Genomic DNA, 15,385 nt, shown 5'->3' on the forward strand with positions numbered 1-15,385 from the left:
GCCCCGCTGTCCAAAAAATATCCATGGATTCCGGCCCGCCGTCGGAAATTCCGGCTCCGTGCAATAGAGTCACCGATACACGTCAATCATCGACGTTTCACGGGGATTAAGTCGGAGGTCGGTCATGCGTATTCCGGCGCACTCGGTGTGCACGGCGATCCGGGACGACATCGTCGCCGGTGTCTACGAGCGTGGCAGCCGGCTCACCGAGGAACTCCTCGCACGCCGCTACGGCGTCTCGCGTGTCCCCGTCCGCGAGGCGCTGCGCACCCTGGAGGCCGAGGGCTTCGTGGTGACCCGGCGGCACGCGGGCGCGTGCGTCGCGGAACCCACCGAACGGGAGGCCGTCGACCTGCTGGAGATGCGGATGCTCCTGGAGCCCCTCGGCGCCTCCCGGGCCGCCCAGCGGCGCACCGACGCCCACCTCAAGGTCCTGCGCGGCCTGGTCAGACTGGGCCAGGAGCGGGCCAGGAGGGGCAACAGCGAGGATCTGCGCTCCCTGGGGGGCTGGTTCCACGAGACGCTCGCCCAGGCCTCCGGCAGCCCCGCGCTGACCTCGATGCTGACCCAGCTGCGCCACAAGATCGCCTGGATGTACACCGTGGAGGCACCGGCCGACCCCGTGGAGTCCTGGGCGGAGCACGGTGCGATCGTCGACGCCGTGGCCCGCGGTGACAGCGAGCGCGCGCGGGCGGTCACGGCGCTGCACACCGAGCGCTCGAGCACGGCACACCGGCTGCGGTTCGGCGGCCCGGAACGGGCGAACGGTGTGAGGAACTCGCAACATGCCGTAAACATGTCGGGCCTGCGGCATTAACACGGGCGCCGTATACAAAGAAGGAACAATTTGCGGGGCATTATTTCTGCTGCCCGCGACCGGAAATTCGACCGCCCTTGTGCGGGAAATGCGAAGGGCTCGCCCGGAAATTCGGACGAGCCCTTCTGTGCTGCCGTGATCAGACGGTCTCGGGAAGCTCCTCGAGCCCCTCGGAGACCAGCTTCGCCAGACGGTCGAGGGCGACGTCCGCACCCTCGGCCTCGGAGGCGAGGACGATCTCCTCGCCGCCCTGGGCGCCCAGGCCGAGAACGGCCAGCATGGAGGCCGCGTTGACGGGGTTGCCGTCGGCCTTGGCGATCGTCACCGGGATACCTGCGGCCGTGGCGGCCCGGACGAAGATGGAAGCGGGGCGGGCGTGGAGGCCCTCGGCCCAGCCGACGTTGACGCGGCGCTCAGCCATGTGATGCTGCCCTTCAGAGTCTCAGGGTTGTCTAGACCAGTTTCCCACAACGTGAAGCGTCTCCGGAGCGGTCCTGTGTCCCGTCCGGGGTGGGCAGTCGGACCGCGGCCTCGGCCCGACTTCCGTCCTTGTTCTCTTCTCAGCGGACTGCCGTGTTCTCCACAGACTGCCTCGCGCCGTTGTCGGACGCGAGCCGTACTCTGGGGCCCATGCAGACCTCGCCGGACCGGCACGAGTACCCCGCACACTGGGAAGCCGACGTGGTGCTGCGCGACGGCGGCACCGCGCGCATCCGCCCCATCACCGTTGATGACGCCGAGCGCCTGGTCAGCTTCTACGAGCAGGTTTCGGACGAGTCGAAGTACTACCGGTTCTTCGCGCCCTACCCTCGTCTGTCCGCCAAGGACGTCCACCGCTTCACGCACCACGACTTTGTGGACCGGGTGGGACTCGCGGCCACGGTGGGCGGCGAGTTCATCGCCACCGTACGCTATGACCGCATCGGTGCCGACGGCATGCCCGCGTCAGCTCCGGCCGACGAGGCCGAGGTCGCCTTCCTCGTCCAGGACGCCCACCAGGGGCGCGGCGTCGCCTCCGCGCTGCTGGAGCACATCGGCGCGGTCGCCCGGGAGCGCGGCATCCGCCGCTTCGCCGCCGAGGTGCTGCCCGCCAACAACAAGATGATCAAGGTGTTCACGGACGCCGGGTACACACAGAAGCGCAGCTTCGAGGACGGCGTCGTACGCCTGGAGTTCGACCTCGAACCCACCGACCGCTCACTCGCCGTCCAGCGCGCGCGTGAGCAGCGCGCCGAGGCGCGGTCCGTACGACGGCTGCTCGTGCCCGGCTCCGTCGCCGTCGTCGGCACCGGCCGCACCCCGGGAGGCGTGGGCCGCAGCATCCTCGACAACATCCGTGACGCCGGCTTCACAGGGTCGCTGTACGCCGTGAACAAGGCGCTCCCCGAAGACGTCAAGGAGCTCGACGGCGTCCCCGCCCACCGCTCCGTCCGGGACATCGACAGCCCCGTCGACCTCGCGGTCGTCGCCGTGCCGGCCGCACACGTCCCCGCGGCCGTCACCGAGTGCGGCGAGCACGGCGTGCAGGGGATCGTCGTCGTCTCCGCCGGGTACGCCGAGAGCGGGCCCGAGGGCCGCGAGCGCCAGCGCGAACTCGTGCGGCACGCGCGCACGTACGGCATGCGGATCATCGGGCCGAACGCCTTCGGGATCATCAACACGTCCCCCGACGTACGGCTGAACGCCTCACTCGCCCCCGAGATGCCCCGCCCCGGCCGGATCGGCCTGTTCGCCCAGTCCGGTGCCATCGGCATCGCGCTGCTGTCCCGGCTGCAGCGCCGCGGCGGCGGAGTCACCGGCGTCACGGGCGTGTCCACCTTCGTGTCGTCCGGCAACCGCGCGGACGTGTCGGGCAACGACGTCATCCAGTACTGGTACGACGACCCGGACACCGATGTCGTCCTCATGTACCTGGAGTCCATCGGCAACCCGCGCAAGTTCACCCGTCTCGCGCGGCGGACGGCGGCCGCGAAGCCGCTGGTCGTGGTCCAGGGTGCCGGTTCCGCCCCGCAGGGGCATGCGGTACGGGCCACACGGTTGCCGCACGCGACGGTGTCCGCGCTGCTCAGGCAGGCGGGCGTGATCCGGGTGGACACGATCACCGAACTCGTCGACGCGGGCCTGCTGCTCGCCCGGCAGCCGCTGCCGACGGGCCCGCGCGTGGCGATCCTCGGGAACTCCGAGTCCCTGGGGCTGCTGACCTACGACGCATGCCTCTCCGAGGGGCTCAGGCCGCTCAGACCGCTGGACCTGACCACCGCGGCCTCGGCGGAGGACTTCCACGCGGCGCTGCTGCGGGCCCTCGGGGACGACTCGTGCGACGCGGTCGTGGTGACCGCCATCCCGGCGATCGGCGAGGGATCCCCTGGAGACGCCGAGCTGGCGGAGGCGCTGCGATCAGCCGCCGAGTCCGTTCCGGGCAAGCCCGTGCTGGTCGTGCACGTGGAGCTCGGCGGACTCGCGGAGGCGCTGTCGGCCGCGACGAGCACGGCACCGCAGCAGGACACCACGGCGACCGGCACCCGCCGGCTCCGCCCGTCCCAGCAACTGCCCCCTCCCGTTCGGACGCAGGAACCGGCCGCCCCTGCCACCTGCTCCCGCCTCATCCCCGCCTACCCCGCCGCCGAGCGCGCCGTCCGCGCCCTCGGTGAAGCGGTGAAGTACGCGCAATGGCGGCGCGACAGCGCCGACCCCGGCAAGGTGCCCGAGTACGAGGACATCGACGAGAAGGGAGCCGCCCGGCTCATCGACGGGATGCTCGCCCGCGGGCAGGGCCTCACCCTCGGCACCGAGGACACCTGCGAGCTGCTCGGGCAGTACGGCATCCCCGTGCGCAGGGCGGTGCCGACCTTCACCCCGGACGACGCCGTCCGGGCCGCCGGCGCCCTCGGCTACCCGGTCGCCCTCAAGGCCACCGCCCCCCACCTGCGCCACCGCGCCGACCTGGGCGGCGTACGACTGGATCTCGCCGACGAGGAGCAACTGCGGCGGGCGTACGCCGAGTTGACCGAGCTGTTCGGGAAGCCGGAGGAGCTGCGGCCGGTGGTACAGGGGATGGCACCACGCGGCGTGGACACGGTGGTACGGGCCGTCATCGACCCGGCGGCCGGCGCCGTCCTGTCGTTCGGGCTGGCCGGAGCCGCCTCCCAGCTGCTCGGCGACATGGCGCACCGGCTGGTCCCGGTCACCGACCGGGAGGCGACCTCGCTGGTCCGGGCGATCCGGACGGCACCGCTCCTGTTCGGCTGGCGGGGCTCGACACCGGTCGACACCCCGGCGCTGGAAGAGCTGCTGCTGAGAGTGTCCAGGCTGGTCGACGACCACCCCGAGGTCGTCGCGGTGACCCTGGAGCCGGTCGTCGTCGCACCCCGCGGTCTGACCGTCCTCGGCGCCTCCGTCCGCCTCGCGCCACCGCCCGCCCGCGACGACCTCGGCCCGCGCACCCTTCCCGTGTACTGAGACGGGCACGGAGACAGCGCTGACCGGTGCCTCGCAGTCAGTGCACCCCCGTAGGATGGACGTCATGGCCAAGACCAGTACGACGACCCAGGGGCTGCGCACGGCGATCGAGCGCAGTGGCTACTACCCGGCCCTCGTGGCCGAGGCGGTGGAGGCCGCCGTGGGCGGCGAGCCCATCCGGTCGTACCTGGTCCACCAGGAGACCACATTCGACGCGAACGAGGTGCGGCGGCACGTCACGGTGCTCGTCCTCACCGGCAACCGCTTCATCGTCAGCCACACCGACGAGCAGGCCGCGGACACCACCTCCCCGACGCCGTACGCCACGACCTCGACGGAGTCCGTGAAACTCGACCGGATCTCCTCGGTGGTGGTCAGCCGCGTCGTCGCCAACCCGGAGCAGTACCAGCCGGGCACCCTGCCCCGCGAGGTCGTCGTCACCATCGGCTGGGGAGCCGTCTCCCGCCTCGACCTCGAGCCCGCGGCCTGCGGCGACCCCAACTGCGAGGCCGACCACGGGTACACGGGCAGCTCGACGGCGGACGACCTCAGCCTGCGTGTCAGCGAGGCCGGAGACGGACCGGAGACGGTGCGCCAGGCGCTCGCCTTCGCCCAGTCGCTCTCCGAGGCGACCGCGGACACCACACGCTGATGTCCCAGTCCGCTCCCTGGGACACCCACCCGGAACCCCTCGCCGTCGACTCCGCTCCGCTGCCCGAGTACGGCAGCGGCTCCCTCGCCGACCTGCTGCCCACGCTGGCCGCCGGCATGGCCGTACCCGACATGACCGCCGCGATCACCGAGCTGACGCCGGCCGACCGGAACTGCGTGTTCCTGATCGACGGACTCGGCTGGGAGCAGCTGAAGGCGCATCCGGACGAGGCCCCCTTCATGACCTCGCTCCTCGGCACCTCGCGCGGTGGCACCGGCCGCCCCCTGACCACGGGCTACCCGGCGACCACCGCGACATCCCTCGCCTCCGTCGGCACCGGCCTGCCGCCCGGCGCGCACGGCCTGCCCGGCTACACCGTGCGCAACCCGGAGACCGGCGAGCTGATGAACCAGCTGCGCTGGCAGCCGTGGACATCGCCGCGCGCCTGGCAGCCGTATCCCACGGTGTTCCAGCTGGCCGAACAGGCCGGGGTGCACGCGGCCCAGGTGACATCGCCCACCTTCGAGAACACCCCGCTGACCAAGGTCGCACTCAGTGGCGGAAGGTTCCACGGGCGGCTGTCCGGCGAGGACCGCATGGACCTCGCGGCCGGGCAACTGGCCGCCGGCGACCGCTCCTTGGTCTACACGTACTACGCCGAACTCGACGGCGCCGGCCACCGCTACGGCGTCGAGTCGGACACCTGGCGCGGCCAGCTCATGCATGTCGACCGCCTCGTGCAGCGCCTCGCCGAGCAACTCCCGCCGCGCACCGCGCTGTACGTCACCGCCGACCACGGCATGGTCGACATCCCCTTCGACGAGCAGCACCGCATCGACTTCGACGAGGACTGGGAACTGCGCGCCGGCGTCGCCCTGCTGGGCGGCGAGGGCCGCGCCCGGCACGTGTACGCGGTGCCGGGCGCCGAGAACGACGTGCTGACCTGCTGGCGCGAGGTGCTCGGCGAGCAGTTCTGGGTGGCCTCGCGGGACGAGGCGATCGCGGCGGGCTGGTTCGGACCGCACATCGACGAGCGGGTGTACGCGCGCATCGGCGATGTCGTCGCGGCCGCCCGCGACGACGTCCTGATCATCGCCTCCGAGCGGGAGCCCAAGGAGTCGGCGATGGTCGGCAACCACGGCTCGATGACCCCTGCCGAACAGCTGGTCCCCCTGCTCGAAGTACGCTCCTGACGCTCCCCGATCCTCTCCACCGAAAGGTGCTCAACTCCCCATGCCCGAGCTGGTGTTCTTCTCCGGAACCATGGACTGCGGGAAGTCGACCTACTTGCTTGGGTATCCGCCATCAGCCGGCCATGCAGTGGGTGATGCGATGTCGGCTGGTGGTGAAGTTGTCTGTGCCGACAACGCCCCCTCTGTTCGTTTGGTCCGAAAGGTTCCTCTGGCCTGATGTCCGAATTGGTGTTCTTCTCGGGGACGATGGACTGCGGGAAGTCAACTTTGGCGCTGCAGATGGGGCACAACCGGTCGGCGCGGGGCCTGCAGGGTGTGATCTTCACGCGGGATGACCGCGCGGGGGAGGGGAAGCTCTCTTCGCGGCTCGGTCTGGTGACGGAGGCGGTCGAGGCGGCGCCGGGCATGGATTTGCATGGCTATCTGGTGGACCAGATGTCGAGGGGCGGCAAGGTCGACTATGTGATCGTGGATGAGGCGCAGTTCCTCGCTCCGGAACAGATCGACCAGCTGGCACGGATCGTGGACGACTTGGGCCTGGACGTCTTCGCCTTTGGCATCACGACCGACTTCCGTACGAAGCTCTTCCCGGGCTCGCAGCGGCTGATTGAGCTGGCGGACCGGATCGAGACCCTCCAGGTCCAGGCGATGTGCTGGTGCGGGGCGCGTGCTACGCACAATGCCCGAACGGTGGGCGGCGAGATGGTGGTGGAGGGCGAGCAGGTTGTGGTCGGTGATGTGAACCGGCCAGCCGAGGCGGTCGGCTATGAGGTGCTGTGCCGGCGCCACCATCGTCGCCGTATGACGAGCGTTTCCGCGCACGCGTCCGTCATCTCTCCGGATGTCCTGCCGGTCACCTGACCGCCCGCCCGCCGGTGCGGTCGTCGGCGGTGTATGAGGAATCCTGCGGTGGCAGCTGGAAGACGGACACGCAGTGGCTCAGCCGCACACACCAGGAGGGGTTCAGCCACTGGGGCCAGAAGTCGCTGATGAGCTGCTGGCCTCCCGTCCCCAGCTCCCGGTGAACGGCTCTGACCAGCGACGATGCAACCAAATGACAAGTGTATTTTTTGCTGGCCAGTTGAGCAGGGGTGGATGGCAGTGCCGAGTTCGGCCGGGGCTTGGGGTGGCGTGGCTGCTGTGCAGCGGGCGTGGCCCGGCGGTCAGCGCTTGTCCGCTGGAGCCCAGTGGTCCGCGGCCAGATGTGCGGGCGTGAACTCCGGCTCCTTGCCATCTGGATGGAAGGTGCGGTAGGTGGTCTCGGCCGTCGTCTGCAGGGTCCAGGCGGGCTCGGCGTGGCTGCCGCCGTACGACACCTCGGCCGTGAGGCGCCACGTCAGCAACCGTCGGTCCTCGGTGTACGGCGAGAGCACCACCCGCCGGATCTCCCCGGCGGGCACTGTCAGCGGCAGAGCGAACCCCGGGTTGACCTGGCGCCCCGTCGCGTCGAGGGCGGTGCGCACGACCGGGGGCGTGACGTCGAGCAGCACCTCCTGGTCCGGCGTGAGCATCGGCCGGTAGTTCTCCTGGCTTCGGCGCCGGGCGTCGGCCAGATCCTCGGCGAAGGCGACCGCGGGTCCCGGCAGCGCGGAGAGCACGACTCCATCGGGCTTGAAGTCCTCGCGGGAGATCACCTCGGCGCGCAGCGAGCGCAGCACGACATCGACCGTGCCGACGGCGTTGAGGTCGACGTACGCGTTGTAACCGGAGCAGGGGGTGTCCACGGGTTCGGGGCCGACGTCGGTACCGGGCATCCGCCGTACGCTGATGTGGGCCAGGCCCTGCACGCGCGCGGCGAACCGGACGATGTCCTCGGGCATCAGGCAGTCCTCCAATGCAGGCTCCGCGGCGGGCGGGCCATCGTGCGGAAGGGGTGGCCCGCCAAGTCGATCACGGCGGTGCCCTGGCGGTCCTCGCTGACCCAGTCCAGCTCCAACGTCCAGACCACGTACCACCGTTCGGTCTGCACCAGCAGCTCGAAGACCTCCGGGTCGTCCGGGCTCACCTTGTACGAGAAGGGGTGCCCGTCGGCCTCGCGTGACTCCAGTCGAGGCGGGTCCTCGTCGAGCAGGACGGTGTAGCGGCGGGGCGGGACAATCCCGGCGTGCGGGTTGAACACTCCGCGGGGAGTGTGCCGTTCGAGGACGACGGGGCGCAGCGCGGAGAGCACGACGGTCCTGCCCGAGAGGGCGGTGACAGTCAGCCGCAGGATGAACCCGCTGGCAGGCACCATGCGTTCGGGTTCGTTGCCTTGCGCGGCTACCTGGAAGAAGTTGGCTTGATCCAGCTTCACATGGCACGCGAAGGGGGGCTCCGCTTCGGTGAGCCGAGGGTTCGGTTCGGGGGGATCCGGGTCGCGTTCCGGGGAACGGCGCCGGAAGACCTCGACGAGCTTCTCCACCAGAACGCCCGTGATCACAGCGGTGAGCGCGGGCGCCAGCCATGACGGTGCCTTGTCCGATGCCCACAGCAGCACTCCGCACAGTCCCGCGACCGCGGCGGTCCCCACGGTAGTGCGCAAGGTGTCGCGTGCCCGCATCATGGCCCCCGTCGGCGGGTGAATCACTGTGGCCACTCAACTGTCCACCTGGAACGGCAAGATGAGCAAGTGACGGGCGCCCCGGAGGTTGGACGTCAGTCCTGTTCGAGGGTGATGGCGGCCTCGTACGTCCTGCAGGGGTGGTCTGCTCGGCGGCCTCGATGGTGTACTCGCCAGCGAGGCCACCGCGGCCCTCGACGGGCAGGGCGAATCAGCTGCTGTAATCGGTGGTGACGCGGGCTCCGTCCAGTGTGTCGCCTCTCTGGCAGGCCGTGCGCAGGCCGAAGCCATTGAGCAAGTTATGGACAGCTGTGCTGGCCAGCCGGGCGGTCCCTTGATGGCTCCACTTCGCCTGTACCAGCCAGATCTCGGCGGTCACGGGGGAGACCAGCACGGCACCGACACGTGGTCGCCAGCTCCGTCGACTACGGCTTCCGCCGCCTCCACTGACGTGCAGTCCGCGACCAGCTGCGCTGCCTTCGAAGCCAACGCCCGGGAGAAGAGGGCCTGGCCCGGCGATGGCTTGGAGCGAAGGGCGTTGTGCGGGCGGAGGTTGGGGAGGACGATTTGCGCAAACTGGCCATGGCTTGTGGTGCGTTGCCGGTCCGCAGCTGGGAGGCATCCTCGGTAAAGGTGGTGCCGTGTAAGTGCTGCACCGCCTTGACGGCCCAGTGATCCTTGATCGGCTTTGTGAGATGGGTCGTTGCGGCCTGCCCGGCGGTCAGGCTGGTGACGGCGTAGACGGTCTTGACGGTGGTCTTTCCGCTCTTGCGGCAGGTGCGTCGGCGCTTGACCTGGATGACCCGATGGGTACCGGGGAAGAGCAGGTTGTTCACGGCGGTGACCTTGATCCGCCGGGTCTCGCTACGGCCTTGCGGAGGGAAGTCCTTCCAGGGAGGCGACTTGAGCTGGACACGCAGCTTCGTCCGGCTCCCCTTCACGATCACGATGTAGTGGGCGTCGCGGCTCGGCAGGTGCTCGGCGTGTTCGGTCTGGGTGTGCAGGGCGTCGCTGGGCACGGGGAGTAGAGAACTCCGTGATCACGGAAGCATTGCCCGCTTCCCTACTCGCACCCGTCAACCCGAGAGAACGTCACTTACCGCCCCGGGGAGGCGCTTTGCCGGTGCAATGATCCCGGGTCCGACAAGCCCAGGCCGTCAACTTGATCGCGCATTTGCCCGACCGTTACCCCTTCATGGGCGGCATGCCTGATGGGCTGTCGTAGATGTGACACACGGGGGTCAGGATGGCAATCGAGCTGCCGGAGGAAGTGGTGTCGTTCCTCCAGTTCATCGGGGTGAACTGGCCGAACGTCAATGAGGACAAGGTCCGTGAATTCGCCGCGCATGTGCGGGAGTTCGCGCAGAACGTGGACAACACGCACCAGGACTCCACCGCGACGATCAAACGTCTTGGCGCGGTGTACCAGGGGGCGTCGTACGAGGCACTGCTCGCGAAGTGGGCGCAGCTGTCCAACAGCCACATGAACGAGCTGATCGAGGCCTGCCACACCGTGGCCACCGCCCTGGATGTCGCGGCCGATGTGATCGTGGCCATGAAGGGCGAGGCGATCGCCGAACTGGTGGTGCTTGCCGCCACGTTCGTTGCGGACCAGGCGGCGGCGGTGGCGACCCTGGGCCTCGCGGAGGCGGCCGAGGCGCTGGTCGTGGAGGCGGCAGAGAAGCTGATGGATTTCCTTGAGCAGCAGCTGGAGCAGTGCATCATCGGGCAGGTGATCGAGGCCGCCATGAACCCGTTGGTGGACGTGGTGGGGAAGGCCGTGACGGGGCTGGTGTTCCATACCACCGAATCCGCGCTCGGGGTGTCCGGCGGCGGGAGTACCGGGTTGGGCGAAGGCTTCTCGGTCGACCCCGAGCAGATGCACGCGCACGCGGAGCTGATGCGCGGCCATGCCCGGACGGTGGCCTCTCATGCGGAGACGTTCCGGACCAAGCTCGCGACGGTGAGCTTCGAATGACCAACCGGATCGTCAAGGCCCTGGAGGACGGGGCCCAGAAAATGGGCAAGGCCATCGGTGAGGACGCCGGCAAGGCCGTCAAGGACTTCTATCACGACACCGGTACACGGCTGAAGAAGGTCGCTCAGAACCACGTCGAGAACGACGCCAAGCACGCCGGCGAAATGGAGAAGATCCTCAAGGGCGGCGGCAAGGAAGACGTGCCCGGTCCGCACGTCGGCACCAGTGGCACAGGGCGGGCGTCGGGCGCGGGGCAGGGCCGCGAGCAGGCGGAGAACCGGGCCGGCGAGGGCGTCGAGGAAAACGCCGGCTCCGGGGCCCGGCGCAGCGCCCGGGACGCGCTCGACGACAACCCGAAGCACGAGGGGCAGTCGGCCAAGGAGAAGGTCTGCGACGGCGACCCGATCGACATGGCCACCGGCCGCATGCTCATGTCCCAGACGGATATCGCGCTGCCCGGCACGCTGCCGCTGGTGTTCACCCGGACCTTCGAGTCCTCCTTCCGATCCGGCGGCTGGTTCGGCCCCGCCTGGTGCTCCACCCTCGACCAGCGCCTGCTGATCGACGACCAGGGCGTGATCTTCGTACGCGAGGACCGCTCCCTGCTCTCCTACCGGCACCCAGCACCGGGGGCAGCGACGCTGCCGGTGGAGGGAGAGCGCTGGCCGCTGGAGGCGACCGAAGACGGCTACACCGTCACCGACCCGGCCACCGGCCGCATCTGGTGCTTCACCCACCACGACGGGTCGCTGGCGCTCCTCGACCAGCTCGACGACCGCAACGGCAACTGGATCGCCTTCGACCACGACCCGGCCACCGGCGCACCCCTCGCGATCCGGCACTGCGGTGGCTACCAGCTGAACATCACCACGGACCAGGGCCGCATCACCGGCCTGTGCCTTGCGGGAGCCGCCGAGGACGGCGGCGACCGACTCATCAAGACGTACGCATACAACAGCGCAGGTCAGCTCATCGAGGTCGCCGACCCCGAGGGGCGTGCCATGCGCTTCGGTCTCGATGCCCTGGGCCGTATCACGTCGTGGACGGACAGCAACGGCAGCAGCTACACCTACGCCTACGACGAACGGCACCGCTGCGTCCACCAGTCAGGAATCGCAGGGCACCTCAGCGCCACGTTCACCTACGACGCGATCGATCCGGAAACCGGTCATCGCGTCACCGCGATCACCGACTCTCAAGGCAACACCACGCGCTACCTGATCAACGACGCGTCGCAAGTCGTCGCCGAGATCAGCCCTCTGGGCGCGGTGACCCGTTTCGAGCGTGACCGCTACAACCGCCTGCTGTCATGCACCGACCCGCTCGGCCACACGACGACCTTCACATATGACGAGGAAGGACGGCTCGTCACCGTCCACCGAGCCGACGGACGCAGCAGCCACATCGACTACAACGCTCTGGGCCTGCCCGTCCGGATCACCGGCTTCGACGGCCGAGCCATACGGCAGACCTACGACAGCCGCGGCAACCGCACCTCCCTGGCTTCCTCGACCGGCGCCACGACCACGTACGCGTACACACCGCAGGGCCACGTGTCGGCGATGACGCATCCGGACGGCAGTACCTCGCACGTACGGTGCAACGCAGCCGGGATGCCCCTGGAGATCACGGATCCCCTGGGGAAAGCGACCCGTTACGAACGCGATGCCTTCGGCCGCCCGATCACGCTGACCAGCGCGCTGGGTGCGGCGACTCAGCTGCGCTGGACCGTCGAAGGCAAGCTCAAGACCCGGATCTTCCCGGACGGTCACGCCGAATGCTGGACCTACGACGGCGAGGGCAATCAGCGCACGCACACCGATGTCCTCGGCCAGGTGACCCGCTTCGAGTACACCCACTTCGACCGTCTCGCCGCGCGCACCGGCCCGGACGGCGTACGGCACGAGTTCGCCTACGACACCCGACTCCGGCTCACCCAGGTCACCAACCCGCTGGGAGAGACCTGGAGATACTCCTACGACGCCGACGGACGCCTGGCTCTCGAAGAGGACTTCGACGGGCGCGTGATGCGCTATGGCCACGACGCCGCGGGACGCCTGGTCTCCCGCACCACCCCCATGGGGCAGACCGTCGGTTTCACACGCGATGCGCTCGGGCGCATCGTCCAGAAGGACGTCGACGGCGCGCTCACCACGTACACGTACGACACGACGGATCAACTGGCCGCGGCAGTGAGTCCCGATGTCCGGCTGGAGCTACAGCGCGACCAGCACGGCCGCGTGCTCACCGAGACGGTCAACGGCCGCGTCATGTCGTTCGGCTACGACGCGATCGGCCGGAGGGTCTCTCGTACCACCCCCACCGGTGTGCGTAGTTCATGGACCTATGACCACTTCGGCAACCGCGTGCAGCTGGTCACTGGTGGACGAACCGTGACGTTCACGCGCGACGCCGTCGGACGCGAGACGAGCCGCACCTTCGAGGGCGGCCTGACCATGGACTTCGCCTACGACCCCCTCGGCCGACTCGTCGGCCACACCAGCGCGGCGCCGGACACCGGCATCATCCAGTCACGCGCGTACCGGTACCGCGCCGACGGCCATCTCACAGGCGTCGACGATCAGTTGCACGGCCCCTCACACTTCACCCTGGACGCAGTCGGCCGCGTCACCGCCGTCAACGCCCACAACTGGAGCGAGACCTACGCCTACGACGCCGCGGGCAACCAGACGGCCGCCACCTGGCCCGACGTCCTCGCCCCTGAAGGCCAGGGCGAGCGCACCTACACCGGGACCCGCATCGACCGCGCCGGCGGCCTGCGTTACGAGTACGACGCAGCCGGCCGCACCGTGCTGCGCCAGAAGACTCGCCTTTCCCGCAAACCCGACATCTGGCGCTACCACTACAACGCCGAGGACCAGCTCACGTCCGTCACCACCCCCGACGGCACGACCTGGCGCTACCTCTACGACCCGCTCGGCCGACGCACGGCCAAGCAACGCCTCGACGCCGGCGCAGCCGTCGTGGAACAGGTCGATTTCGCTTGGGACGGGAGCACCCTCTGCGAGGAAACCCAGAGCACGACCGGCGTCACCCTCACCTGGGACCACGACGGCCGACGCCCCGTCGCTCAGTACGAACGCAAGCCGCTGTCGACGACCGAAGTCGACGAGCGCTTCTTCGCCATCGTCACCGACGTCGTCGGCACCCCCACCGAGCTGATCGACGAACATGGACGCCTCGCGGCCCGCACCCGCACGACGCTGTGGGGAACCACTGCCTGGGACCACGGCGCCACGGCTCATACCCCACTACGCTTCCCTGGGCAGTACCACGACGCCGAGACCGGGCTCCACTACAACCATCACCGCATCTACGACCCCGTCACCGCTCGGTACCTCACGCCCGACCCCCTGGGCCTGGCGCCTGCACCCAACCCGGCGTCATACGTGCACAATCCGCACGTCTGGAGCGACCCACTCGGCCTCGCTCCCAAGGAATGCGACCCTGATAATGTCCCGGGCACCAAGCGCACCTATGAGGAAGCCAAAGCCAAGGCACTCAGGGACGCAGGTATTCCAGAGGGTGCGGTCCCCCTGGAGAGCAACGATTGGGTAGAGGCCACGACGCCGGAGTGGCAAGGCGGCAAGCAGCTCATGGATGAGAACCACCAACCGATCTACTACACGGAGGAGATATACGAACACCCCAACGGCGAGAACCTCATCGTGTTCCAGGACCACCACTTCGGTCATCAGGAACCCGGAACCCCTGGCCATCAACCCGCACACGTCCACGTGCGACCGATAGACGACACCCGCAATGGGCAAGTCCCCGGAGCCGAAGAGCACTATTACTATGACCGTTCCACTCATCCCAGCCGACCCTGAGCCGCTGCGCCGGCTTTACGGCGAATTTCCCGGCCTGGACGAATTCAGGCTCCGCTCGATCAACATCGACCGGGCGGGCCCCTCGCTCACGCTCCGTATCGACCTCCTGGATTTCCCCGGCCACCCGCCGGAGGAGTGGGTGGCAAACCAGTGCGACGTGGTGCAGTGCCACATCCACTTCCTGGCGGTTGATCAACTCGCGCTGGAGGAGTGGAATCCGCCGACGAGGGCACGGCTCACCACCACACCCACGGCGGAACCTCGGATGATTGATGTGTCCGTCCGTGGCCCTGGGGTTTCGCTCGATTTCCAGAGCCACGAGCAAGTGACCATCCGTCACATCAGCGGCTTCCGCATGGCACCCGATGGTTCGGACGAGGTCCCCCACCAGTTCCTCAGCAAGCTCGACGCACACCGCTTCTCGACGATCCCCCGCACCTACGAAAAGACCTTCTATGCGCGCTGACAGCTGGGTTCAACTGCTCACGGGGCCCGCACTCATCGCGAGCCTCTACGATTCCCCGCCAGAGCTGAGCGCATGCGCCCTCTTCTACGTCCATCTCGACGAGCGCGCAGATTCCGTGACACTGGGATTCGATACCTCGCACCTCCCGTCAAACCCGCGCACGGAATGGCAGGAGAAACCCTTCAATGCCTTCGAGTTTCATTTGCAGTTCGAATCCGTTTCAGGACTTCGCGTCGCGGGATGGGCTGCACCAGCGCAGAAGAACATTCTGATGTCTGCACGCGAGGCCGGAGGCGTAAAATTTTCGGCGACCGCGCCTGGATCACTGCTCGAATTCGCGGCGGACCGGGTCCGAGTCGCGCGGACGCGTACCTATCTCGCCTCGGCAGCACCCTGATGGGGAGGCCAATCCTTCTTCCTGTAGCCGCGT

The 15,385-nt window shown here is 68.7% G+C and carries 15 protein-coding genes; 9 read left to right on the forward strand and 6 right to left on the reverse strand.

Annotation, left to right across the window (positions count from 1 at the left end):
• The first annotated feature begins 124 nt into the window (after positions 1-124).
• Positions 125-817 carry a GntR family transcriptional regulator gene (locus LJ657_RS04080; protein WP_232646825.1) on the forward strand — a complete coding sequence of 231 codons (693 nt, stop codon included), beginning with the start codon at positions 125-127 and terminating at the stop codon, positions 815-817.
• Between the two features lie 139 nt (positions 818-956).
• On the opposite strand, the gene LJ657_RS04085 is transcribed toward LJ657_RS04080, so the two are convergent.
• Complete coding sequence (locus LJ657_RS04085) at positions 957-1,238, reverse strand: HPr family phosphocarrier protein (protein WP_030605519.1); 282 nt, start codon at positions 1,236-1,238, stop codon at positions 957-959.
• Between the two features lie 209 nt (positions 1,239-1,447).
• Here LJ657_RS04085 and LJ657_RS04090 point away from each other — a divergent pair, with 209 nt between their 5' ends.
• The 4 genes from LJ657_RS04090 to LJ657_RS04105 all read left to right on the forward strand — a co-directional run bounded on the left by LJ657_RS04090 (position 1,448) and on the right by LJ657_RS04105 (position 6,982).
• Positions 1,448-4,276: a bifunctional acetate--CoA ligase family protein/GNAT family N-acetyltransferase gene (locus LJ657_RS04090; RefSeq protein WP_232646826.1), complete on the forward strand. Its 2,829-nt coding sequence runs from the start codon at positions 1,448-1,450 to the stop codon at positions 4,274-4,276.
• Between the two features lie 55 nt (positions 4,277-4,331).
• Positions 4,332-4,928, forward strand: coding sequence for a DUF5998 family protein (locus LJ657_RS04095; protein WP_232646827.1), 597 nt, complete (start codon positions 4,332-4,334; stop codon positions 4,926-4,928).
• Positions 4,928-6,121, forward strand: a complete 1,194-nt coding sequence (locus tag LJ657_RS04100) for an alkaline phosphatase family protein (protein WP_232646828.1) — start codon at positions 4,928-4,930, stop codon at positions 6,119-6,121. Before LJ657_RS04095 ends, LJ657_RS04100 begins: the two co-directional genes overlap by 1 nt.
• A 216-nt stretch (positions 6,122-6,337) precedes the next feature.
• A complete protein-coding gene (locus LJ657_RS04105) occupies positions 6,338-6,982 on the forward strand; it encodes a thymidine kinase (RefSeq protein WP_232646829.1) in 645 nt (214 codons plus the stop codon).
• On the opposite strand, the gene LJ657_RS04110 is transcribed toward LJ657_RS04105, so the two are convergent.
• The 5 genes from LJ657_RS04110 to LJ657_RS04130 all read right to left on the reverse strand — a co-directional run bounded on the left by LJ657_RS04110 (position 6,975) and on the right by LJ657_RS04130 (position 9,679).
• Complete coding sequence (locus LJ657_RS04110) at positions 6,975-7,175, reverse strand: hypothetical protein (RefSeq protein ID WP_232646830.1); 201 nt, start codon at positions 7,173-7,175, stop codon at positions 6,975-6,977. The two genes, LJ657_RS04105 and LJ657_RS04110, sit on opposite strands and share 8 nt — an antisense overlap.
• A 109-nt stretch (positions 7,176-7,284) precedes the next feature.
• Positions 7,285-7,941 carry a hypothetical protein gene (locus LJ657_RS04115; RefSeq protein WP_232646831.1) on the reverse strand — a complete coding sequence of 219 codons (657 nt, stop codon included), beginning with the start codon at positions 7,939-7,941 and terminating at the stop codon, positions 7,285-7,287.
• Entirely contained in the window at positions 7,941-8,696 is a 756-nt protein-coding gene (locus LJ657_RS04120) for a hypothetical protein (protein ID WP_232646832.1), read from the reverse strand. The genes LJ657_RS04115 and LJ657_RS04120 overlap by 1 nt, the downstream gene beginning before the upstream one ends.
• A gap of 175 nt (positions 8,697-8,871) precedes the next feature.
• The gene (locus tag LJ657_RS04125) at positions 8,872-9,039 is read right to left on the reverse strand and encodes a hypothetical protein (RefSeq protein WP_232646833.1); all 168 of its coding nucleotides are present in this window, start codon (positions 9,037-9,039) and stop codon (positions 8,872-8,874) included.
• A gap of 46 nt (positions 9,040-9,085) precedes the next feature.
• Positions 9,086-9,679: a hypothetical protein gene (locus tag LJ657_RS04130; RefSeq protein WP_232646834.1), complete on the reverse strand. Its 594-nt coding sequence runs from the start codon at positions 9,677-9,679 to the stop codon at positions 9,086-9,088.
• 227 nt (positions 9,680-9,906) lie between these two features.
• On the opposite strand from LJ657_RS04130, the gene LJ657_RS04135 reads away from it, so the two are divergent.
• The 4 genes from LJ657_RS04135 to LJ657_RS04150 are packed head-to-tail and all read left to right on the forward strand — an operon-like array spanning position 9,907 to position 15,352.
• Positions 9,907-10,638, forward strand: a complete 732-nt coding sequence (locus LJ657_RS04135) for a WXG100 family type VII secretion target (RefSeq protein ID WP_232646835.1) — start codon at positions 9,907-9,909, stop codon at positions 10,636-10,638.
• Positions 10,635-14,489 (forward strand): DUF6531 domain-containing protein, encoded by a 3,855-nt coding sequence (locus LJ657_RS04140; protein ID WP_232646836.1) that lies wholly within the window; start codon positions 10,635-10,637, stop codon positions 14,487-14,489. The genes LJ657_RS04135 and LJ657_RS04140 overlap by 4 nt, the downstream gene beginning before the upstream one ends.
• The gene (locus LJ657_RS04145) at positions 14,458-14,955 is read left to right on the forward strand and encodes an Imm50 family immunity protein (protein ID WP_232646837.1); all 498 of its coding nucleotides are present in this window, start codon (positions 14,458-14,460) and stop codon (positions 14,953-14,955) included. Before LJ657_RS04140 ends, LJ657_RS04145 begins: the two co-directional genes overlap by 32 nt.
• Complete coding sequence (locus tag LJ657_RS04150; protein WP_232646838.1) at positions 14,945-15,352, forward strand: Imm50 family immunity protein; 408 nt, start codon at positions 14,945-14,947, stop codon at positions 15,350-15,352. Before LJ657_RS04145 ends, LJ657_RS04150 begins: the two co-directional genes overlap by 11 nt.
• Positions 15,353-15,385 lie beyond the last annotated feature (33 nt).

It is taken from the genome of Streptomyces guryensis (genome assembly GCF_021261325.1).
Taxonomy (GTDB): Bacteria; Actinomycetota; Actinomycetes; order Streptomycetales; family Streptomycetaceae; genus Streptomyces; species Streptomyces guryensis.

Bases quoted from the DNA above. Each gene is read 5' to 3' on its own strand.
- LJ657_RS04115 (WP_232646831.1), bottom strand. From the start codon at position 7,941: ATGCCCGAGGACATCGTCCGGTTCGCCGCGCGCGTGCAGGGCCTGGCC.
- LJ657_RS04100 (WP_232646828.1), top strand. From the start codon at position 4,928: ATGTCCCAGTCCGCTCCCTGGGACACCCACCCGGAACCCCTCGCCGTC.
- LJ657_RS04105 (WP_232646829.1), top strand. From the start codon at position 6,338: ATGTCCGAATTGGTGTTCTTCTCGGGGACGATGGACTGCGGGAAGTCA.
- LJ657_RS04140 (WP_232646836.1), top strand. From the start codon at position 10,635: ATGACCAACCGGATCGTCAAGGCCCTGGAGGACGGGGCCCAGAAAATG.
- LJ657_RS04085 (WP_030605519.1), bottom strand. From the start codon at position 1,238: ATGGCTGAGCGCCGCGTCAACGTCGGCTGGGCCGAGGGCCTCCACGCC.
- LJ657_RS04135 (WP_232646835.1), top strand. From the start codon at position 9,907: ATGGCAATCGAGCTGCCGGAGGAAGTGGTGTCGTTCCTCCAGTTCATC.
- LJ657_RS04095 (WP_232646827.1), top strand. From the start codon at position 4,332: ATGGACGTCATGGCCAAGACCAGTACGACGACCCAGGGGCTGCGCACG.
- LJ657_RS04080 (WP_232646825.1), top strand. From the start codon at position 125: ATGCGTATTCCGGCGCACTCGGTGTGCACGGCGATCCGGGACGACATC.
- LJ657_RS04090 (WP_232646826.1), top strand. From the start codon at position 1,448: ATGCAGACCTCGCCGGACCGGCACGAGTACCCCGCACACTGGGAAGCC.
- LJ657_RS04150 (WP_232646838.1), top strand. From the start codon at position 14,945: ATGCGCGCTGACAGCTGGGTTCAACTGCTCACGGGGCCCGCACTCATC.
- LJ657_RS04145 (WP_232646837.1), top strand. From the start codon at position 14,458: ATGACCGTTCCACTCATCCCAGCCGACCCTGAGCCGCTGCGCCGGCTT.